The organism is Paraburkholderia fungorum (assembly GCF_902833645.1).
GTDB lineage: Bacteria > Pseudomonadota > Gammaproteobacteria > Burkholderiales > Burkholderiaceae > Paraburkholderia > Paraburkholderia fungorum.
Genome location: NZ_CADFGE010000008.1, coordinates 292,003 through 311,523, shown reverse-complemented (window position 1 = coordinate 311,523; position 19,521 = coordinate 292,003). Strand labels below are relative to the sequence as shown.

At 61.4% G+C, this 19,521-nt stretch carries 19 protein-coding genes and 1 pseudogene; 5 read left to right on the top strand and 15 right to left on the bottom strand.

Going from position 1 to position 19,521, the window contains the following annotated elements; all coding sequences use genetic code 11:
- Positions 1-31: 31 nt before the first annotated feature.
- Positions 32-337 carry a putative quinol monooxygenase gene (locus HWX91_RS24585; RefSeq protein ID WP_028195171.1) on the top strand — a complete coding sequence of 102 codons (306 nt, stop codon included), beginning with the start codon at positions 32-34 and terminating at the stop codon, positions 335-337.
- Between the two features lie 229 nt (positions 338-566).
- Positions 567-1,175: pseudogene (locus tag HWX91_RS24580) on the top strand (phospholipase D-like domain-containing protein); the annotation flags it as partial.
- 86 nt (positions 1,176-1,261) lie between these two features.
- On the opposite strand, the gene HWX91_RS24575 reads toward HWX91_RS24580, so the two are convergent.
- A complete protein-coding gene (locus tag HWX91_RS24575; protein WP_028195170.1) occupies positions 1,262-1,783 on the bottom strand; it encodes a hypothetical protein in 522 nt (173 codons plus the stop codon).
- A gap of 113 nt (positions 1,784-1,896) precedes the next feature.
- On the bottom strand, positions 1,897-2,871 hold the full coding sequence (locus HWX91_RS24570) for an alpha/beta fold hydrolase (protein WP_028195169.1): 975 nt from the start codon (positions 2,869-2,871) through the stop codon (positions 1,897-1,899).
- A gap of 82 nt (positions 2,872-2,953) precedes the next feature.
- Here HWX91_RS24570 and HWX91_RS24565 point away from each other — a divergent pair, with 82 nt between their 5' ends.
- Complete coding sequence (locus HWX91_RS24565) at positions 2,954-3,391, top strand: RrF2 family transcriptional regulator (protein ID WP_028195168.1); 438 nt, start codon at positions 2,954-2,956, stop codon at positions 3,389-3,391.
- Positions 3,392-3,526: 135 nt separating this feature from the next.
- On the opposite strand, the gene HWX91_RS24560 is transcribed toward HWX91_RS24565, so the two are convergent.
- The gene (locus HWX91_RS24560; protein ID WP_028195167.1) at positions 3,527-4,312 is read right to left on the bottom strand and encodes an IclR family transcriptional regulator; all 786 of its coding nucleotides are present in this window, start codon (positions 4,310-4,312) and stop codon (positions 3,527-3,529) included.
- A gap of 127 nt (positions 4,313-4,439) precedes the next feature.
- Here HWX91_RS24560 and HWX91_RS24555 point away from each other — a divergent pair, with 127 nt between their 5' ends.
- Positions 4,440-5,783 (top strand): MFS transporter, encoded by a 1,344-nt coding sequence (locus HWX91_RS24555; protein WP_375791918.1) that lies wholly within the window; start codon positions 4,440-4,442, stop codon positions 5,781-5,783.
- 4 nt (positions 5,784-5,787) lie between these two features.
- A complete protein-coding gene (locus HWX91_RS24550) occupies positions 5,788-6,234 on the top strand; it encodes a type II 3-dehydroquinate dehydratase (protein WP_028195165.1) in 447 nt (148 codons plus the stop codon).
- A 608-nt stretch (positions 6,235-6,842) separates the two neighbouring features.
- Here the strand turns inward: HWX91_RS24550 and HWX91_RS24545 are convergent.
- From HWX91_RS24545 to HWX91_RS24490, 12 genes are all read right to left on the bottom strand, one after another.
- Complete coding sequence (locus tag HWX91_RS24545) at positions 6,843-7,304, bottom strand: MarR family winged helix-turn-helix transcriptional regulator (RefSeq protein WP_028195163.1); 462 nt, start codon at positions 7,302-7,304, stop codon at positions 6,843-6,845.
- Positions 7,305-7,465: 161 nt separating this feature from the next.
- Positions 7,466-8,179, bottom strand: coding sequence for an SDR family oxidoreductase (locus HWX91_RS24540; RefSeq protein ID WP_028195162.1), 714 nt, complete (start codon positions 8,177-8,179; stop codon positions 7,466-7,468).
- Positions 8,180-8,252: 73 nt separating this feature from the next.
- Positions 8,253-8,627, bottom strand: coding sequence for a hypothetical protein (locus tag HWX91_RS24535; protein WP_028195161.1), 375 nt, complete (start codon positions 8,625-8,627; stop codon positions 8,253-8,255).
- A 31-nt stretch (positions 8,628-8,658) separates the two neighbouring features.
- Positions 8,659-9,540 (bottom strand): NmrA family NAD(P)-binding protein, encoded by an 882-nt coding sequence (locus tag HWX91_RS24530; protein WP_028195160.1) that lies wholly within the window; start codon positions 9,538-9,540, stop codon positions 8,659-8,661.
- A gap of 541 nt (positions 9,541-10,081) precedes the next feature.
- Positions 10,082-11,014, bottom strand: coding sequence for an amidohydrolase family protein (locus HWX91_RS24525; protein WP_028195159.1), 933 nt, complete (start codon positions 11,012-11,014; stop codon positions 10,082-10,084).
- 2 nt (positions 11,015-11,016) lie between these two features.
- Positions 11,017-12,339, bottom strand: a complete 1,323-nt coding sequence (locus HWX91_RS24520) for an MFS transporter (RefSeq protein WP_028195158.1) — start codon at positions 12,337-12,339, stop codon at positions 11,017-11,019.
- Between the two features lie 12 nt (positions 12,340-12,351).
- A complete protein-coding gene (locus HWX91_RS24515) occupies positions 12,352-13,590 on the bottom strand; it encodes an MFS transporter (RefSeq protein ID WP_028195157.1) in 1,239 nt (412 codons plus the stop codon).
- Positions 13,587-14,867 (bottom strand): MFS transporter, encoded by a 1,281-nt coding sequence (locus HWX91_RS24510; RefSeq protein WP_028195156.1) that lies wholly within the window; start codon positions 14,865-14,867, stop codon positions 13,587-13,589. The genes HWX91_RS24515 and HWX91_RS24510 overlap by 4 nt, the downstream gene beginning before the upstream one ends.
- Complete coding sequence (locus tag HWX91_RS24505) at positions 14,864-15,910, bottom strand: amidohydrolase family protein (RefSeq protein ID WP_028195155.1); 1,047 nt, start codon at positions 15,908-15,910, stop codon at positions 14,864-14,866. Before HWX91_RS24505 ends, HWX91_RS24510 begins: the two co-directional genes overlap by 4 nt.
- A 12-nt stretch (positions 15,911-15,922) precedes the next feature.
- Complete coding sequence (locus tag HWX91_RS24500) at positions 15,923-17,074, bottom strand: porin (RefSeq protein ID WP_028195154.1); 1,152 nt, start codon at positions 17,072-17,074, stop codon at positions 15,923-15,925.
- A 45-nt stretch (positions 17,075-17,119) separates the two neighbouring features.
- A complete protein-coding gene (locus HWX91_RS24495) occupies positions 17,120-18,499 on the bottom strand; it encodes an MFS transporter (protein WP_028195153.1) in 1,380 nt (459 codons plus the stop codon).
- Between the two features lie 73 nt (positions 18,500-18,572).
- Positions 18,573-19,502: an SMP-30/gluconolactonase/LRE family protein gene (locus HWX91_RS24490; protein ID WP_028195152.1), complete on the bottom strand. Its 930-nt coding sequence runs from the start codon at positions 19,500-19,502 to the stop codon at positions 18,573-18,575.
- Positions 19,503-19,521 lie beyond the last annotated feature (19 nt).

Genomic DNA, 19,521 nt, shown 5'->3' with positions numbered 1-19,521 from the left:
TAGTTCAACCGTAAGATAGAAAGGAACCGTTATGACCATTGAAGTCATTGCCACGCTAGAGGCCCGCCCCGAAAGGGAAACCGACGTCGAGGCAGCGCTACGCGTGCTGCTCACGCATAGCAGGCAGGAACCGGGCGTCCGGCGCTACGACCTGTACCGCGACAGCACACGACCCGCCACGTTTCATCTGATCGAGGCTTACGCGGACGAAGCCGCGCTGGAAGCGCACCGTGAGAGCGCCCATTACGTCAGGTATCGGGAGCAGGCCGGCGAATGGTTGCTGGCTGCGCCAATGGTTGCGGTCCTCCACCCTGTTGCCGTTGCCCGGGATGAGTAAGTCCCGGGGGCGACGAGTCGATCACTCCGCGTGAATCCGCGACGCCTGTAATACGGCATGTCTGTCGCAACCGCTCCGAATCAACGGCCCCCGTCCATTCGTTTACTCGGACGGGGAGCTCGAGTCTTAGGCGAAACTGTGAAGGCGCGCCGCGTGTCGCGGCTCGCAATCGACGGTCTCGCAGGCTTTGAGCTAGCCGCCGTTGACAGGACTCGCCTTATTGAATTCTTTGCTGCGCCTACACAAGCCGCACTGGACCGGTCTTGGTCGCATGAACGGCCGCACGCACCGCAAGCTGCTCGTGATCGACGGACACATCGGCTTTACGGGCGGCGTGGGTATCGCCGACGAGTGGAGCGGGCACGCGCAGGATGAGAAGCACTGGCGTGACATGCACTTTCGCGTCGAAGGCCCGGCGGTAGGACAGATGCAGGCGGTCTTCATGGACAACTGGATCAAGTCGACGGGCAATGTGCTTCACGGCCCGCAATACTTTCCGGAGATCGACGCCGCAGGCGAAGGCCTCGCGCACATGTTCAGCAGTTCGCCCTCCGGCGGCAGCGACGACATGCAGCTCATGTACCTCATGGCGATTACCGCGGCAACGCATTCCATCCACCTGGCGAGTGCGTACTCTAACTTCGACAGCCGCTCATTCAAGCTCAACGACGAGGCCAATCTCAACATCTATGACCGCGATTTCGCGCGCCGGCAGACCGCCGTTTTCGACGGTGACGTTGTCAACGCGAAACGCATCACGCTTGACGACTGGCGCCGCCGTCCGCTGCTTGAAAAGCTGCTGGAACGGGTTTTCGCGCTGCTCGATTCGCAGCTTTGAGGTTTGGAGTCGCCCGAGGAAACGATGACAACGGACACCTACGATCGAGCGGGGTGATTCGATTCTCCGATTGGATCGGGGTGGCGTCAGGGCGGCAATCTGCCTGCGGTCGCACTGACGGCGAGAACCGTTCTGCCGTCACTGGCAAGACCACACTCGTAAATGATCGGCGTATAGACGCCGATGTCATTCTGGAACTCGGCCTTGTCGCCGATGTATGTGATGGGGCCGCCCGGACTATCGGTCCAGCGATAGCGACTGAACTTCAACTCATAGGGGCCGCCCGTCCATCTGACGGTGTGCGTCGCCAGTCGCTCGATCGGACCCGGGCAATAGATGCTGGCCGCAGCGTTCCCTCTATCGCCTAGACACTGCAGATCGTCATTGCGGCACGGCTGGACTTGATTCGCTGCGTCGCTGCCGTACCTGGCGCCGTTGTCCGAAGCGCAACCCCAGGTGATCAACGAACCGACGATAAGCATTCCCCAGCCGCCCAACATTTTTCCCACGCCGGTCTGCCGCTTGACCACGGGCGCGCCACACGTGACGCACGACGTCGCCTTGTCGCTTACCTCTTCCCCGCGTTGCTTGCGTTTGAGGACTGCCATGAATTCCTCCGATCATTTCCCACATCTCGTCGACACGGTCTTTCTAGATTAGGACAATCTGCCGATCGGGCAGGCACGCGTCCACCGTGCGTGTCAGATCGCGCCCGTGTACATCAAAGATCGCGGAGAAACTCAATCAATGCCGCGTTGACGAAATCCGGCGCCTCCTGTTGCAGCCAATGCCCTGCTCGTGGAACGATTCGAGATGCCGACAGCCTGGGCACGATCTGGGACATGCCATCGATAATCTCGTGCATGCCCGGCATTGCCAGACCGGTGTCTCGCTCGCCGACAAGGTACAGGGCGGGAACCTCGACGAGCAAGCCCTCGAAAGCCGATTGCACTTCCCAGTTCCGATCGAGGTTGCGGTAGTAATTTAATCCACCGCGAAAGCCAGAAATGCTGAATGCTTGTACAAACTTGTCGAGGTCGGTGGGTGCGAGCCACGTGGGCAACGAAGGTGGATCAATCAGAGCGTCAAGGAGTCCACCGTTGCGCGGCACAAGTCCGAATGGATTGGGCGTATTCGCATCGCGGGCCCCGACGTCGCCTGATGCGGAGTAATAGATCTTGCGCAGTGTCGTGGCAATGTCGCGCTCAAGTTCGGCTTCGGCCAAACCAGGTTCGGAAAAGTAATGCGTATAGAACCTCATCTGCTCGGTCTGCGGAAAAAGCCGGCTCGGCGTCACGGGCGCGCGGCCCATCATCGGCACCCCGAGCGCAACGACAGCGCGAAAGCGATCAGGCCGAAGCAGCGCGGCTTGCCAGGCAATGGTTGCACCCCAATCGTTTCCTACAACAACTGCGTCGCGGTCTCCGAGAATGTCAACGAGCGCCACCAGGTCACCGACAACGTCTAACGTCGTGTACTGTCCGATTGCCGTCGGGCATTCGCTTGATCCGTAGCCACGCAGATCCGGTGCCACGGCGTGGAAGCCGGCGTGCGCAAGTGCCGCCAGTTGATGGCGCCAGGCATGCGAGGTCTCAGGAAAGCCGTGACAAAGGAGCACCAACGGGCCATCGCCCTGTTCAGCGACATGCAGGCGAATTCCGTTTGCTTCAACAAAGGTTTGACGGTATGCGGTCATGGTTGCTCTGGCAGAGATGGATGCACACAAGAATCCCGAGATAGCGTAACATCAAAAGTTGCGCATTACCAAGCTTCCGAATATGCAACGCGATACCCGATTGGCTCGACTTCTGCACGTCCTCATCCACATGCATCTTCGAGGAGGCGCGACCACCTCGGAGACGATTGCGCTGATGCTGCATACGAATCCCGTCTTTGTCCGTCGAACGATGGCTGCGCTACGCGAATCGGGGTACGTAAAGTCAACTGGTGGTCCGGGCGGAGGCTGGGCGCTTGCCTGTGACCTCAACGATCTTACGGTGAGAGATGTCTACGAGGCCATTGGACATACCGCGCCGTTTGTGATCTGCGTGGCCGACGACAATCACACTTGTCCGGTGGAGGCGGCGGTAAATCGCCACATCAATGAGGTGTTGGGTTCAGCGGAAAATACGTTACTTCAATTGCTTGGTGACAAGCGACTCTCCGAGATCGCGCACGACGTGACGTCGTCAAAGTCGCGCAAAACGACTGGTTAATCTCGCGGAGCAATGGAATGGGGGCAATGGGCCGCTGACAGAGACGTTCGGTCATCCGCACCGACGTATCGGAGACGGCAATTCGGTCGAAGCGGACCAGTTCATCCGCCCGGAGGGCATGAGTCCGGTCCCTCCTCATCCCTTGCCGAGGGGTGGCCGACTGGGGAATCCCGCCATATTGCTCAACTGAGCCAGCTCGTTCGCCGCCTCGCGCAGCAGTACCGAGTACTCGTGCATCTTTTCGGCGGTCAGCCGCACCCGCGGACCGGCCAAACTGATAACGCCGACGCAACGCGAACCACTTACCACGGGCACCGCCACGGCTGACATGCGGGGGGCAAACACCTCGTCGATCATCGCGTAACCACGTACGCGAGCAGCGTGGAGGAATCCCAGCAGCGCTTTGAGTGTCGTCGGCGCATTGGGTCCGAACTCATTCGGCGGTCCGAAGCCCTGCTTCAAAACCAGTGCAATCGCTTGTTCGTCGGTCATCGTCATGAGCCACGCGTGTCCAGTCGATGTGCATGAAAGTCGCGCGGCCTGGCCCATGTCGGGGTCGTAGCGGAAGCCGATGCGATGCCCGTCCGCCTTGCCCACCCAGATAATCGCTTCGCCGTCCACCAACGACAGCCGTGCCAGTTCACCGGTTTGCGCGGCGACGCGCTCGATGATCGGTTGGGCGATATCCGCGATGCCCGTGAGGCTCAAGAATTCGAGTCCGTTCGAGGTCATGCGCATTGTCAGGATGTACCGGCTGTGATCGACCAGTTGCCTGACATACCCGCTTTCAACGAGTTCAGCGAGCAGGCGGTGGCACGTGCTGCGCGGCAGGGACAAGGCGTCAGCAATGGCAACAAGGCCTACCCCTTCGCCTTGCGACGCGAGCAGATCGAGAATTTTCAGCCCGTTTTTGAGCGACACTTTCTGTCTATTTTCACAGTATGAAATGGAGTTCCGGTGCGGAACAGCCAGTCTTTGTAGCGCAAACAATAGCACTTGTTCGTCGCCAGAAACGAACGTTTCAACATATCGGGAATTCGGAGACAACATGTCATTTTTTGCTGATTCAGATCTTGCCGCGGAAGAACAGTCCGCGCAGGCTCACTTGATGGCGCGCCGGGCGGTGGCAGGCGCAACCGTCGGCACTGCGCTCGAATGGTTCGACTTCGCACTGTATGGCGTGGTCGCGGCCACGATCTTTCCAAAGCTGTTTTTCCCGTCGCTGGACCCGACTGCCGCGCTGCTGGCGTCACTGGCTAGCTTTTGGGCAGGACTAGCCGCCCGCCCGCTCGGCGCGGTGATCTGCGGGATGCTCGGTGACCGTTGGGGACGGCGCAAACTGATGCTTATCACCGTGTCGGTGATGGGCGCGTCATCGTTCCTTATGGGGTTGCTGCCCACTTACCACCAGGTCGGCATCCTCGCGCCGACTTTGCTGGTGTCGCTGCGCATCATTCAGGGTTTCGCGCTTGGCGGTGAATCGACGGGCGCGCAGCTGATGGCGGTGGAGCATGCGTCTGTTCACCGACGTGGTTGGTATTCAGGTCTGCTTGGCATTTGCTCGCCACTGAGCCAGATTCTCGCCAATTTCTCGCTCTTTACGCTGGCCGCGTTGCTTTCGTCGGACGACTTCGATTCCTGGGGATGGCGAGTCCCGTTCCTCGCAAGCTTTGTCCTGGTGCTGCTGGGCATCTACATCCGCAGGAAGGTCAGCGAGACGCCGGCCTTCGAGGCGCTCAAGCAGACTGGCGTTCCCACACGCGCGCCCAATCCGCTCGGCACCGTCTTCAGATACCACTGGCGCACCGCGCTTCGCCTGACGCTGTTCTTCTGCGGCCCGGCCGCGCTGTTTTATCTGATCGTGGTTTTCTCGCTCAGCTACCTGACGAAACACCTCGGCGTACCCAGGCAGACGGGTTTCATGCTGCTAATGGTGGCAAATGTCTGTGCCATCGTGGGGGCGTTGGCGGGCGGCTATCTGAGCGATCGGATCGGACGCAAACGTGCGCTGATGATCGGCTCGTTCTGCACGCTGATCTGCTGCCTGATCTACTTCCCGATACTCAACCAGAACTCAATCGTCATGACCATGGCCGTGATGGGCGTATTCCTCGGCTTCACACAGTTCCAGAGTGGCATCCAGCCGGTCTGGTTCGCCGAGTCCTTTCCGACCGACGCGCGCTACACGGGCTCCGCACTGTCGTACTCGGGAGCCAACCTGCTCACGGGCGGCCCGATGCCGATCGTCGCCGTGGCGTTGCTCAATGCCTTTAACGGTTCCCCGTGGGCCATCGTAGCGGTTTGCGGCTCGCTGAACCTGATTTCCTTCCTGATGATCGCAATATCCCAGGAAACCAAAGGCACGTCCCTGGAACGCTCTTCTACACATTGATACCATGACTCGCAAACTCTACATCCTCAATGGCTCCAATCTGAACATGCTGGGCGCAAGGGAGCCTCACATTTATGGCACCACCACGCTCAAGGACATCGAAGAGAACTGCCTGACGCTGGCCGACACGCTTAAGTTCGACTGCGTATTCCGTCAGACCAACAGCGAAAGCGAGCTGATCGACTGGATCCAGGAAGCGTTCCTGCAGGACGCGGCGTTGATCATCAACCCGGCTGGCTTTTCGTTCGGTCGGATTCCGGTGCTCGACGCAGTCAAGCTCATCCGCCGGCCCGTAGTGGAATTGCATATCACCAACATCCACCAGCGTTCCGAAGAATATCGTCACTCGACCATCTCGGTGGCGGCGACTGCGGTGATCTGCGGAGCTGGTGCGAACGGATATTTGCTAGCGATCCGCGCGATTGACGATCTGTGGGGCAACCCGACTTGAGCCTGCCCCTCACTTCATGAACCACGCGGGCGCCGCGACGAGGCCCGCTTCGGCCGACATTTGCGTGTCGGGCATCGGGCAGGACTTCGAGCGGACCAGCCGTCCGAGTGACCATCGCATTGCTCTGGCGAGTGGCCGAAATTGGCCGGCAAGCGTCCGCTCGCCGGCTAGTTGCCGTCAGACCTCGGTCTGCTCCTTGGTATCGAGCTGAACCGGTCGTTGCGTCTTGCGCTGCGTTACCGTTGCCCGCGATCCGACGTGGGCTATCAATTGCGAGAGTGGACATAGCCAGCTCGCGAACGTTCGAAGACATGTGTCCGTTTATGCAGCCTTAGTGGAGATGTGCGTCACGTGAGACGTTCAGCTTTCAAAGCTTGCGCCAGGCAGCAGGTCGCCCACGTTGGGAATGTCGAGACCAGGCAAGAGACGGCGGCCGATGTCAGCCAGACCGGTTCCGATTGCGGTATGCGGTTTCCGCCTGGCGACCTCGGCTAGTGCCTGCGTGAACGCTTTCTTGAACGCGAGCCGCGGATGGAGCGCAAGGGTATCGTCGATGAGCCGGGGAGAAATCTCGTCCGTCCGAGGGCAGCCGCAATGCATCCGGAGGCTTAGTCTTGCGACGAGCGCATCGACACGTCGCCGATGACCACCCCTCTCAACCCCTCCCGCAACGCCGTAACATTATCCACACCGTTCAGTTGCTCGAACTCCCGTTGCGCTGCCTGCCAGAGAGGCGCTGCCCTTTCGTGCAGACGCCGTCCCTCCTCGGTGAGTTCGACAAGGCGGCTACGGCCGTCGGTGGGCGAGGGCTTGATCGTGACGAAGCCGTCGCGTTCCAGGAAGCCAACCATTTTTCCCATAGCCGTTCGTTCGATATCGAGCCGTTCGGCAAGGGCGTTGACGGGGGTACTTCCCACCTCGTTTAGGGCGGCCAGGGTGAGGAATTGCGTGATGCGCAGACCCGCGGGCTCGAGATGGCTGTCGTAGAGTCGTGAGATCTGCCTGCTCGCTTTCCTGACGGCGAAGCAGTTGCATTGATCGATTCCAAGCGGCTGATTGACCGGCAACATCTGTTTCACTCCTGATTTTGGTTAATTGCGCGAACGCTGGGTGCGCGTCGCGCGAAGATACTGCGGTATGTTTCGATGAAACCGGGAGCGACAGCGCTGGCATACGGCGGCCTGCGCACCTTATGTCTCGCTGCCGAAACCGACCGGTGTCATCTCGGTGTTCAAAGCCCTGCAGGCGGTGTGATGTAGCCGGGTATCTCGGCCGCAAGCGTGCTCTTCAGCACCGCCGTCCCCTCGTCGGCCATAACCTCGCTCTTGCCGGCGGCGAGAGCGTCGTAGGTCTGTCGCACCACGTCCTCGGGACTGGCCTTCGGCACGTCAATGCCGTTGGTCAGATCGGTATCCACGAACCCGACGTGCAGGCCCAAAACCTGGATGCCACGCTCGTGCAGGTGAAAGCGAAGCTGGTTCGTGTAACTCCAGGCTGCGGCCTTCGATGCGGCATACGGTGTCAGATAGGGTCGCGGAAGCCACACGATGTCGGAAAGCACGTTGATGATGGCAGCATGCGGCTGGGCTGCCAATATCTGTTCGAAGGCCTGTGTGACGCGCATGACGCCGTAGTAGTTGGTATCGAACATGCGGGCGGATTGCGCTTCCACGTCGGCCGCCAAAGGCCCGTCGATCAGCGCGGCAATGCCCGCGTTGTTGATCAGCACGGTCGTATCCGCCGCCAGTTTCGCGGCCTCGGCGATCGACGCCGTATCCGTGACATCGATCCTGACCGGCACAATGCCCGACTCGTCGAAACCGCTGGTGTTGCGCATACCTGCGTATACTTTCGCCGCGCCGCGCCGACGTGCCTCTCGTGCAAAAGCCAGGCCCAAGCCACGATTGGCACCGGTGATGAAGACGGTAGCGTTCCTGATATCCATGACAAGCTCCTTTTTCAAAAGCCGCAGACGGGGGAGAGTCAACTCCCGCCACTAGCCTGCGGGTGCCTCTGGTTCATAGAAAGATGTTTTCTGGCAACTGCTTCGAAAGCGCCTCACGCAGGCGCGTGGCGAGAGTCAGTACAGCGCCAAGCGGGCTCATCCGCACGCTGACTCGCGGCACCGAGCCGTCGGCGTTGCGGTCGACAACCACGACCGCGCTCAGCGCCTCGCCACTCGTCAGAACGGCCTCGTATTCCAGAAAAAGCCGCGAGCCGACGGCTTGAACGAACGTTGGCGTCTGTGAGACGTAGAAGGTTCCAACGGCGCCGACGGCGAGCCTGATTTCGTCGCGCCCGATAACGGGAGCGCGCAACACCGAGCTGACCAGCTCAGCGTCGGCCGTCAGATCATCGAGAAACGGGTGACGCTCAGGTTGGGTGGGTGACATTTTCAAACCTCGATTCGCTTTAAGGACGTGTTCACACGAATGCGGCCCGATTCCTGGCAATGAACTGCTGGACCGAGAGCGGCGGCTGCCCAGTGATCTTCTCGACGGCATCGTTGGTGCCTGAAAAGATGCCGTCGCGGTAGTTCTGCGCAACTTCGACCAGATGCTGCGTGAGGAACGGCGGAAACTTGTAAAGGGTTTCCATCTTGATCCGGAATTCCTCAATGAATGCTGGGGCATATTCGATCCGGGCACCGAGAACCTCGCTCATCGCGGCTGCGATCTCGACGTGGTTCATCTCGACGGGGCCGTGGAGCGTGTAGGTCTTGCCCTCGTGGCCTTCGGGGTTGGCGAGGAGATGGGCGATCACGCGTCCCTGATCGTCGCTGGCGATGGGGGCGTGACGGCCGTTGCTGAAGGGAAATTCAATTTTCTTCGTGGCCCAGATTTCCCTCGCGAAATGCGGATAGACGAGCCAATCGGCAAAGAAGGTGGGACGCAAATGCGTAGTCGCGACACCCGACCAATCGAAGACCCGTTCGGAAACCCAGTGATCCTGTGCCGCGTGGCTCGCCGACTCCCGGCGTGCGGAAATCTGCGACATGTTGACGATCGCCGTGACGCCCGCTTCCTTTGCTGCCTGCGCGAAATAGGCCGCGGCCCCGATGATTCCCGGCGCGATTGGATGAAGGAAATACGCCGACCGGATGCCTTCCATCGCTGCCCGGATGTCGTCGATGTCGGTGAAGTCTCCGACCGCGACATCGACACCGCGCTGCCTCAGGGCTGCCGCCCGATCGTCATCTGTGCGCACATAGGCCCGCACGCGTTTGCCCATCTTGAGCAGTTCGTCAATGGCAAAACCTCCGGTCCGCCCGGTCGCACCGCTCACAAGAATCTCAGCCTCGTTCATCGCTTTTCTCCATTCGAAAGTGAGAGCATATGCTCTCTTGTGTTGGAGATTAGGAGCATATGCTCTTATTGTCAAGTTTTTTTTGGGGGGGCGCGCGCCACGGATAACAGCACGCCTGGTTCAACTGACGGCATTGGCGGCGAGCATCGACGGATGCCGCGGGGCAGAGGCGTCGATATAGCCCTTGCTTACCTGGATGGCGGAATGTCCAGTGTCTGCTCACCTCGGGAAGAGACGGGACCGCGCGAATCGACGAAGCGATTTCCTGTGGTTTGGCAAGGGCGCCGGAGATCATCAGCGAGGGCCGCGAGTATTCGATCTGCCCGCAGATTCGTGCCAGGCGCAAACCGGAAATATCCGTTCGCGCCGGTCATTGCTAACAATGCACTGACCGACGGTGTGACCGGTCAGCTAGATGTGTAAGGGGCCACTGCTATCTTTGGAGCTGACATTTGAGTCTCCACCCGCGGTCGCTAAAGCGATGCATGTTTCGACTCGGTATATTGCCGTTGATCCCTCTTTTCGCGACATCTTCGCCGGGCTATGCGAATCCGTACAACTTCGTAGGGTTAGCGACGAATATCAGATGCTGCCAATCCGGCCGCCCGATCCAATCCGCGATCGTGTCCAGCAAGCTTGCATCATCCGGCTTATGAGTCTTTTCCGTCGGATGAGGCCAGTCGGTACCCCACAGCATCCGCTCCGGCGCCATCTCGATCAGCGCTTTCGCGACAGGTGCCACGTCTTCGTATGCTGGCGCGCCCGCCTTGCTGTCGACGTACGGCCCCGACAACGTGATCCATGTATTGCCTTTGTCGACAAGGCGCCGCGCGGTGCGCAAAGCGTCCGACGACAGGCCGCCCGGTTGCGGAACATGCGCGATATGGTCGATGACGAGCGGGCAGGGCAGTGCCGACAAATGCGGCTCGAGCACCGGCAGTCGCGCGCCCTGCACCACCAGTTCGATATGCCAGCCGAGATTGGCTATGCGCGCGGCAAGTGGCGTAAGCATGTCGAGCGTCGTGGCGCCCGGATAGCTCAGGTTGAAGCGGATCGCGCAAATGCCGCCTCGATCCAGATTCTGCAGTTCCGCATCGGTCACGGAACTGTCGATAACGGCAACGCCGCGCGCGTTGCCGCCGAACTGCCTGACGGCTTCGAGCGTACAGCGGTTATCCGTTCCATACGTCGACGGGGTGACAACCACGTTGCGCTTCACCCCGAGGCGCGTCTGCAAAAGCCGGTACTGCGCGACTGTCGCATTCGGCGGACGCAGGGTCGTGCCCGGTGCAACCGGGAAGCGATCGTCGTAGATATGCATGTGACAGTCGATGGCGCCTTCGGGCAACCTGAACGTTGGCCGATCCGTGCCGCCCGACCACGTCTCTTCCGCGTTTGCCAATTCAGGCATCGCCGCGGACATGAGTGCAACGCCCGCGAACTGGAGAAACTCGCGTCTCGTGGAAACAGTCATGATCAGATGGTCCCCGTCTTGCTAACCAGACGGTTTGCCGAACCGTTGCGAGTCAACAGCAACAAGGTCGCGACGCTGACGAGCGTGAGGATGGCGAGTGGCATCAACGCCAGCGCATAGCTTCCCGTCGCCTCCTTCACCCATCCGTATACGTTCACCATCAGCCCGCCGCCGAGCAGATTTGCAATCGCGTTGACCGTCGCGAGGCCTGCCGCCACGGTACTGTTGGACAGCATGTCTGTCGCGAGCGCCCAGAATGGGCCCTTGAACGAATAGGCGCCGACGAGCACCGCGCACAGCATGCAGACCGTCGGTACAAGCGAGCCGCTCAGCGACGTCGCGAACAGACCCACACCGATCAGCAGCATCGGTACTACAGTGTGCCAGCGCCGCTCGCCGACCCGGTCCGAGCGGCGGCCCCAGTACACCATCAGGATGGAAGCGACCGCGTACGGCACGGAGTTCAGCAAGCCTGTCTGCATGACAGACAACCCAAACGACTTGAGCAGTTGCGGCTGCCACACGGACAGCGTGCTGCCTGCCGCCGACGCACACGTATCGACGAGTGCGAGACACAACACATAGCGATTGCGGAACAGTTGTGCGAGCGGCAGCGACGGCACTTTCTTCGGAGCCTTCTGCTCGCTGACGAGCGCATTGACGAGCCACATCCGCTCGTCATCGTCGAGCCATTTCGCGTTCTCCGGCTTGTTGGTCAGCATCAACAGACACGCGACACCGAGCAGCACGGTCGGGACGCCTTCGAGAATAAACAGCCAGTGCCAGCCGCGCAGGCCCCAGAAGCCGTCCATCTGCAGCAGCAACGCCGAAATCGGTGAGCCGATGAAGCTCGCGGCGGGAATGGCGACCATGAACGTCGCGACAATACGAGCGCGATACGAGGCCGGAATCCAGTACGACAGATACAGCAGCACGCCAGGGAAAAAGCCCGCTTCGGCGGCGCCGAGCAGAAAGCGCAGGACATAGAACGACGTTGCGTTATGCACGAACGCGGTCGCCGCCGACACGATGCCCCACGTAATCATGATCCGCGCGATCCAGATACGCGCGCCGTACTTTTCCAACGCAAGATTGCTCGGCACTTCGCAAAGGAAGTAGGAAATGAAGAACAGGCTGCTGCCGAAGCCGAACACCTTCGCCGACATGCCAAGATCATGATTCATCTGCAGCGACGCCATGCCGACGTTGCCCCGGTCGATAAAGGCCAGCAGATAGCACACCATCAAAAAGGGAATGAGGCGCCAGACGACCTTTCGTATCGTCCGGCGCTCGATCGGGGACTTGTCCATAAATCCAGTTTGCATCGTCGTCTCCGTTTATTGTGCGCCTGCGCGCTGATTCGTGAATCGTTGCCATGCAATGACGGCGATGACCCCGCCGGCGAGCACCACCGCCATGGCTGCAAATGTGTGTCGTACGCCCAGCGCTTCGGACGCGGTCCCGACGAGCAGGTAGCCGAATGGCATCGTGCCGTTGTAGGCCATCCCGTACATGCCGACGAGCCCGCCGCGCACATGTTCCGGGCATTGCCGCTGGATGGTCGCGTTCGTCGACGTGGCTGCGAACGTGAGGCTGAAACCGAGTGCGTAAAACGCCGGCACCGTGGCTGCCGCCTCGGATGTCGCGGCGAGCGACGCGAGCGCGCCGACGGCCGTCCACGGCGCCCACGCGATGAATCTTCGCGACGCCCACGTGCCGATCGCTGAAGAAAGCAGGATTGCGGCGCTCAGCGAACCCGCGCCCGCGCACGCGAAGAACACGCCCGTAAACCGCGCCGCGTCGTGAAACCCCTGGTCCGCGAGCAGCGGCACGAGTGTCTGGTAACTGCCGGCGAACAAACCGATGCACGCAAGAATGGGCAGATAGCGCGCGGAAAACGCATCGGACATCACGTAGCCGACTGCGTCGCGCAGGCTGCTGTCCGCGCGCGCGGGCCGAGCCGCCGAGGCCGTTCTGATGGAACGCACGCAGGTCGCCATGAAGCAGAGCGCCACCGCATAAATCACAAACGATGTTCTCGGTCCGAGCGTCGGATAGACGAAACCGGCAATCGTCGGACCGACCATCCGGCCGACGTTGTAGACCATCGTGTTCATCGCCACGGCGTTTGACGTATGCGTCGGATCTTCGAGACTCGTCAGCAGCAGAACCTGGCGCGCGGGCGTCTCAACGGCGCTCGATACGCCGATGGCGAGCGCATGCGCGAGTATCAGCTTCACGCCGAGCACGCCGACCAGCGACAGCGTGAAGAGACTGGCCGTCAGCACCAGCGACGCCGTGAGTACGCACAGCGTCGCGCGCTTCGCATTGGCCGAACTGATCCGCGAGCCGGCGATCGGTGCGACGATCAGTTGCGGTCCGTACAGCAAAAAATTGAGCAGCGCGAGAATGGCCGCCGACCCCGACAGGTGATACACGAGCAGATTCAGCGTGACGTTCTGCGTCCAGCTACCGAGCACGGACGCGACCTGTCCGCTCAGATAGCGTCGCAGCGACGCCTCGGCAAGCGCCGGAAACAGTCTGCTTACGAAACCGGCTTGCGCGACCATGCTCATGACAACGCCTTGCCGCGCGTTTCGGGTGCGAAGAACACGACGACGGCGGCGGCGACAAACGCGACGATGGTCGTCGCGAGTCCGAGCACGAATCCGCCAGACGTCGATGCGAGCGCGCCGATGATCAACGGCGCGATGAAGCCGCCCAACCGGCCGCCGTTATACGCGAGGCCCATCAGAAATCCGCGCGACGCAGTATTGCCGATGATCTCCGCGAGGAACGGACCCGCTCCGGCAAAAATACCGTTGACGCTGAAGCCGGTCAGGAAGATCGCGACCATGAGCAGCAGCGCATTCGATGACACGATGTACACGCCCACGGCGGCAGCGCCAACGAGCAGGTAGGCCAGAAACATGGGCCGTCGACCAAGCCGGTCGACGAAAGCCGAGAACAGCAGGAAACCGGTGATCGCGCCGAACTGCAGCGCAAGCACGAACTTCAGGCTATGCACGAAGTCGAGATGCTTCACCGTGACGAGGAACGTCGGTGTCCACGTAAAGACGCCCCAGTACAGGTACTGCAGAAAGAAGATGAAACCGAATGCCGTCAGCAGTCCGCGTACGTTGAGCTTGGCGCCGCTAGCCGCCGCAGCGCGCTGTATCGACGCCTTCGCGTGCTTGCGCTCCAGCCAGATCGGCGATTCAGGCGTTTTTCGCGCGACCCAGAAGAGGATAAAGAACGGCAGGGCACCGATCAGAAACAGCAGGCGCCAGCTATTTCCGCCGAGCCCATTGTTCACGCCGCTGACCACACCAGAGACGGTGATCGCGAGGATTGCGCCGATGGGCAAGCCCATCTGCATCAGCGCGCCGCCCTTGCCGCGCCGGCTCGCGTGCCATGTCTCGGCGATCAGCGCGGCGCCCGCCGTCCAGGTGCCGCCCATGCCCAACGCGCCGAAGAAGCGCAACGCCGCGAACCAGTGCTCGTTCGGCGCAAATGCAAGCAGACCCGAGAACAGCGAATAAATGCCAACGCAGAGCAACGCGGTTCGCACGCGCCCCAGCCGGTCCGACACATATCCGAACAGAATCCCGCCGACGATCTGCCCGGCCGCCGTGATGCTTGTGAACAGACCGAGTTGCGCCTTGCTCAAGCCGAACTGAAGGGCGAGCGTCGGCAGCAGAAGCGAAAGCAGGAACGAGTCGTAGCTTTCGAACGTCCAGCCGAGTCCCGCAAGTGTTAGCGAACGCCACTCGGTACCTGTGATATTCCTGACTCCCCTGGCATCCGCAGCGTCCTCGAATTCGGTTGCTGCAATCGTTGGACTCGTCTTCATGTGTTGTCTCCGGCAATCGCGAGGCGATAGGTTGCCGCCGCAGTCCGGCTGAACAGGGCGGCTTTTTCATTGGCGGACATCGCGGACGCGAGTCGTTTGAAGGCGTTCCACAGCACGCCGTAACTGAACATCCCTTTGTCGACCGGAAAGTTGCTTTCGAACATGCAGCGATTCACGCCGAACAGTTCGACGCAGGTGTCGAAATACGGCCGCCATGCAGAGGCCAGTTCCTCGGACGAAGGCGGCACTTCGCGCGCGGCGAAGTCGAAGCCGAATACGTTCATGCCCGCGCCGCCGAGCTTGATGCGCGTGTTGGGCAAACTCGCAAGGCGCGCGAGTTTTTGCTGCCATTCGGCGTGAACCGCCGCGCGTTGACCGGCGTGCGGACCCACGCCCAGCGGTCCGCCAAAATGATCGATGACGACCGTCACGTGATCCGCAGCACGCGCGAGTTCATACAGATCGTCGAGTTGCGTGTGATAGACCCATGCGTCAAGCGCAAGCCCGAAGCGGCCGAGCGCCCCGACACCTTGCCGGAAAACCGGATTCGTCATCAGATCGCGCGGCGGCGTCACGGGGCTCGAACTCACTTCCGAGCTCGCATGCCACGCGAGCGGATTACGGATGCCACGAAGGCGTCCGCCGGATACCTGCAACATCGCTTCGAGCACCGCATCGAGTTCCGCACCAAGCATCAGATCCGCACCGCCGACGATCGCTTCGCAGCAGCGCGCCCGTCCGTACGCGCCGCTCGCGAACATCGCGGCGATGCCGTTGGCGAACTCCACTTCGCCAACGGGCTTCATCGCCTCGGGACCGTCCTCGCGCAGCATCGAGCGGCATTGCACGTAGACCGTCGACACGACCCGGTGCCCGCTCGCCACGTCGTTGCGGAATTCGTCCGCGAGGTACCGCCCGGTCTGGCGGTCCCACAGATGATGATGCGCATCGACAATCGGCAGCTCAGGCTCGAGAACAGGCTCCTTTCGCAGGGCAAGCCACTTTTCTCGAACCGGCAGATGGGGCGCATGGACTATCTGCACAACGCCCTCCCGTCAGAACTTCTGGCGCATGCCAATCGTGATGCCCGTCTGGTTATATCCGGGCGCGACCGTACCGTAGCCATTGACGCCCAGCGTGGATTTGTCCTTGTTGTGAGCGAAGCCCGCGGTTGCGTAAAGATCAGTGCGCTTCGACAGGAAATAGTCCGCGCAGAGCACCGCGAGCCATGGGTCGGCACCCGTCGAATGCACGTCCTGGTAGTAGCCGGTGGCCGTCACAACGAAAGCGGGCGTCACGTTGTACTGCGCACCCGCCCAGTAGAGGTTTGCAGCGCTGGCTTGCGAGCCGTTTGCAACGACGATCGGGTTCACAGGCAGGAACGCATTTGACGCACGCAGATAGCGATAGCCCGCGAAGCCTTTCACGGGTCCGATTACATACGAAGCCGCTGCCGTTGCGCGACGCTCGGTGCCCGTGTTGGTCGCGATCGTGTTGCTGTTGCGCTGCTCGTACGACACGCTCGCCGCGAACGGGCCTTGCGCATAGGTCACGGCCCCACTGAAAAAGCGCCCCGTGATTTCCGCGCCCGGCACTTCGGCGCCGTAGCCCGTGTCGTAGCGCGTGCTATACATCGCCTGCGCGGTCAGCGGGCCGAACACGCCCGTGTACTTCGCCGAGTTGTCGATGCGTCCGGCCATCGCGTAGTCGAGCGACAGCGCGGAGTAGCGCGACGATGCGCCCATCGGATCGAACGCAACGGCCTGTTCGTAGAGCAGCGAGTTCTGCCGGCCGAACGTCAGTTGCTGACCTTTGTACGAAAGACCGACCCAAGCCTGTCGGCCAAACAACCGGGTGGTCGTTGCAGCGTTAGCGCCGAGACCTTTAGTTGATTGAGCGGTCGTGCCGTCATTGATGTTGAAACCGCTTTCCAGCTGGAAAATGGCCTTCATGCCGCCGCCGAGATCTTCGACGCCCTTCAGTCCCCAGCGGGAACCGGACAGGTTGCCCGACACTTCGCGCGTTTGTGCGCCGCCAGCGCTCGTATTGTTGATGTGCTCGATCCCAACGTCGGCAATCCCGTACAGCGTGACGCTGCTTTGCGCATGTGCAGCGCCGCAGGTCAGACTGACGCCTGCGGCAGCGACTGCGCCGAGCATGAAACGGACGTTCGTGTTGACGTTGTGGCTGGCTTTTTTGAACAGCATGGAGTCTCCAGATAGCGTTTTATGGACTGGTTTTGAATGTGTGGATCAAACTTTGTGGGCCGACGGCGCTTCGCCTGCGTCGGCGCCGGGATCACCGAGCCAAGCGATGGTGAGCGCGCCGAGCAGCAGCACACCCGACACGGCGAGCAGCGGCACGGTGAACCCGCCTGAGAGTTGCTTGAGCGCGCCGATCATCGACGGACCGACGAAGCCGCCGAGGTTGCCAACCGAGACGATGAGCGCCAGGCCCCCGGCCGCGGCCCGTCCCGTGAGAAAGCCGGACGGAATGGCCCAGTAGGTCGCCTGGAAAGCGAGGATGCCGCTCACCGTGAAACAGAGTGCGATCAGCTTCAGCACGGGCGCGTCGATGAAGGTGCTTGCGCACAGCGCGGCCGCCGCCACGACCAGCGCACCGGCCACATAGGGAATACGGTTTTGCGAGCGATTCGCGACGCGCGCCCACCAGAGCATGGCGACTGCGCCGATTGCATAGGGAATCGCAGTGAGCCAGCCCACGACCGTGTGCGTGACGCCGAATTGCTTGATGATTTGCGGCATCCACAGGCCCACTCCCAGCGACCCGACGATGCCGCAGAAGTTGACGAACGCGAGCACGAACACGCGCCAGTTGGTCATCGCGTCGCGCAGTGTGCTGCCGTGACGTGCGCCGATGTCGCCCTGTTCAAGCGCAAGACGCTTTGCCAGAGACGACTTCTCTTCGTCGGTGAGCCATTTTGCTTTTTCGGGGCGGTCGGCCAGCACGAACAGACAGGCGATGCCGAGCAACACGGCCGGTCCGCCTTCGATCAGCAGCAACCACTGCCAACTGCGCAGGCCATGCAGGCCGCCGAGTTCGAGCAACGCGCCCGAAACGGGCGAGCCGATCATATTCGCGACGGGGATGCCGACCAGGAACGCAGCCGTCACTTTCGCGCGCCACTTGCCCGGGAACCAGTGCGTGAAATACAGGTAGATCCCGGGCGTGAAGCCCGCTTCGGCGATCCCAAGCAGAAAGCGGGCGGCGGCAAAGCTCTTTGGGCCGACGACGAACGCAGTCGCCATCGAAAAGAGACCCCACGTGATCATGATGCGTGCGATCCACACCCGCGCGCCGACCTTATGCATGATCAGGTTGCTCGGAATCTCGAACAGGAAATAGCCGACGAAGAACAGTCCTGCCCCGAAGCCGAACTGCTCGGACGTCAGACCGAGGTCCTTGTTCATCGTCAGCGCGGCGAACCCGACATTGGTCCGGTCGAGATAGCTGATGACGTAGCAGATGAAGATGAATGGCAGGATTCGCCGGAACGCCTTGGCGAGCGTGCGTTCACTGGCCGCGTAGTCCTCGCTGGCGATGCCGGCGACGGGCGGCGTTTCTGTCTGGCGCGTGGCACCGTCGGCGCGCAGGGTGTGCGACATGGTCATGCTTGCTCCTCCATCGCGCTTCTGTCGGCGCAAATGTATTGATGTATCGCGGGCGTTCGCGCCCGCTGCGCCATCAGACGGTTCGCCCGGCCTGCTTCGGAAGCGGGCCGGCAACCGTCATTTCAGCTTTGAGAACCGTTCCCGAAACGGACTCGGTCATGAACAGCGTCTTCATGTCCGCGCCGCCGAAACAGAGATTCGTGAGCGAAGCGCCTTCCGGGCTCGTCAGAATTTCGACGGGTTCAGCGCGATGGTTCAGCACCCACGCGCGGCCAAGCCCCGGATTCGCGACGAAGAGTCGTCCTTGCGTGTCGATGGTCAGTCCGTCCGGACCGCTCGGGCCATACGACGTGAAGAACTGCCCGACCTTACTGACGGAACCATCCGCCTGAAGCGGCACGCGCCACACGCAGTTGCCGCGCGTCATACCGACAAAGAGAATCTTCTCGTCGGGCGACAGCACGAGTCCGTTGGGGCTCGGGCAATTGCCGAGCAGCAAGTCGAGCTTGCCGTCCGCGGACAGCCGGTACACACGGCCCGTCGGATCGTGCAGTCCCGTTTGCCCCTGATCGGTGAAGTACAGGTTGCCGTTCGAATCGAACGTGAGATCGTTCACGCCCCGGAAGCGCTCGGAATTGCGCCGCTCGAGAAACGGGCGCACTTCGCCGCGCGCGATGTCGAGCAGCATCAGACCGTTGCGATAGTCGGTGATGAGCAGATGCGCATCGTCGAAGCGCTTCATTCCGTTCGGCTCGCCGTCGTATTGCACGACGAGTTCCCACTCGCCCGACGCCGAAATCCGGAAAACGCGGCCATGCGGGATGTCCGTGACGAACAGATAGCCCGCCAGGTCCCACACGGGGCCTTCGAGAAAGGAGTCCGTGGCGAGGCCGCCGCGATTGGCGCGCGCCCAATCGGTCTGGACGTCGGCTTTGCGGAATTTGTCCGGCATACGCGTGAAGACTTCCGCGGTGCGTACTTCGGGCGAGAGGAGATAGAACATGATGGAGCTTCTCGTGCGG

Excerpts from the sequence above, each read along its gene's own strand:
- HWX91_RS24585 (WP_028195171.1), top strand. The coding sequence starts at position 32 with ATGACCATTGAAGTCATTGCCACGCTAGAGGCCCGCCCCGAAAGGGAA.
- HWX91_RS24575 (WP_028195170.1), bottom strand. The coding sequence starts at position 1,783 with ATGGCAGTCCTCAAACGCAAGCAACGCGGGGAAGAGGTAAGCGACAAG.
- HWX91_RS24570 (WP_028195169.1), bottom strand. The coding sequence starts at position 2,871 with ATGACCGCATACCGTCAAACCTTTGTTGAAGCAAACGGAATTCGCCTG.
- HWX91_RS24565 (WP_028195168.1), top strand. The coding sequence starts at position 2,954 with ATGCAACGCGATACCCGATTGGCTCGACTTCTGCACGTCCTCATCCAC.
- HWX91_RS24555 (WP_375791918.1), top strand. The coding sequence starts at position 4,440 with ATGTCATTTTTTGCTGATTCAGATCTTGCCGCGGAAGAACAGTCCGCG.
- HWX91_RS24550 (WP_028195165.1), top strand. The coding sequence starts at position 5,788 with ATGACTCGCAAACTCTACATCCTCAATGGCTCCAATCTGAACATGCTG.
- HWX91_RS24545 (WP_028195163.1), bottom strand. The coding sequence starts at position 7,304 with ATGTTGCCGGTCAATCAGCCGCTTGGAATCGATCAATGCAACTGCTTC.
- HWX91_RS24540 (WP_028195162.1), bottom strand. The coding sequence starts at position 8,179 with ATGGATATCAGGAACGCTACCGTCTTCATCACCGGTGCCAATCGTGGC.
- HWX91_RS24535 (WP_028195161.1), bottom strand. The coding sequence starts at position 8,627 with ATGTCACCCACCCAACCTGAGCGTCACCCGTTTCTCGATGATCTGACG.
- HWX91_RS24530 (WP_028195160.1), bottom strand. The coding sequence starts at position 9,540 with ATGAACGAGGCTGAGATTCTTGTGAGCGGTGCGACCGGGCGGACCGGA.
- HWX91_RS24525 (WP_028195159.1), bottom strand. The coding sequence starts at position 11,014 with ATGACTGTTTCCACGAGACGCGAGTTTCTCCAGTTCGCGGGCGTTGCA.
- HWX91_RS24520 (WP_028195158.1), bottom strand. The coding sequence starts at position 12,339 with ATGCAAACTGGATTTATGGACAAGTCCCCGATCGAGCGCCGGACGATA.
- HWX91_RS24515 (WP_028195157.1), bottom strand. The coding sequence starts at position 13,590 with ATGAGCATGGTCGCGCAAGCCGGTTTCGTAAGCAGACTGTTTCCGGCG.
- HWX91_RS24510 (WP_028195156.1), bottom strand. The coding sequence starts at position 14,867 with ATGAAGACGAGTCCAACGATTGCAGCAACCGAATTCGAGGACGCTGCG.
- HWX91_RS24500 (WP_028195154.1), bottom strand. The coding sequence starts at position 17,074 with ATGCTGTTCAAAAAAGCCAGCCACAACGTCAACACGAACGTCCGTTTC.
- HWX91_RS24495 (WP_028195153.1), bottom strand. The coding sequence starts at position 18,499 with ATGACCATGTCGCACACCCTGCGCGCCGACGGTGCCACGCGCCAGACA.
- HWX91_RS24490 (WP_028195152.1), bottom strand. The coding sequence starts at position 19,502 with ATGTTCTATCTCCTCTCGCCCGAAGTACGCACCGCGGAAGTCTTCACG.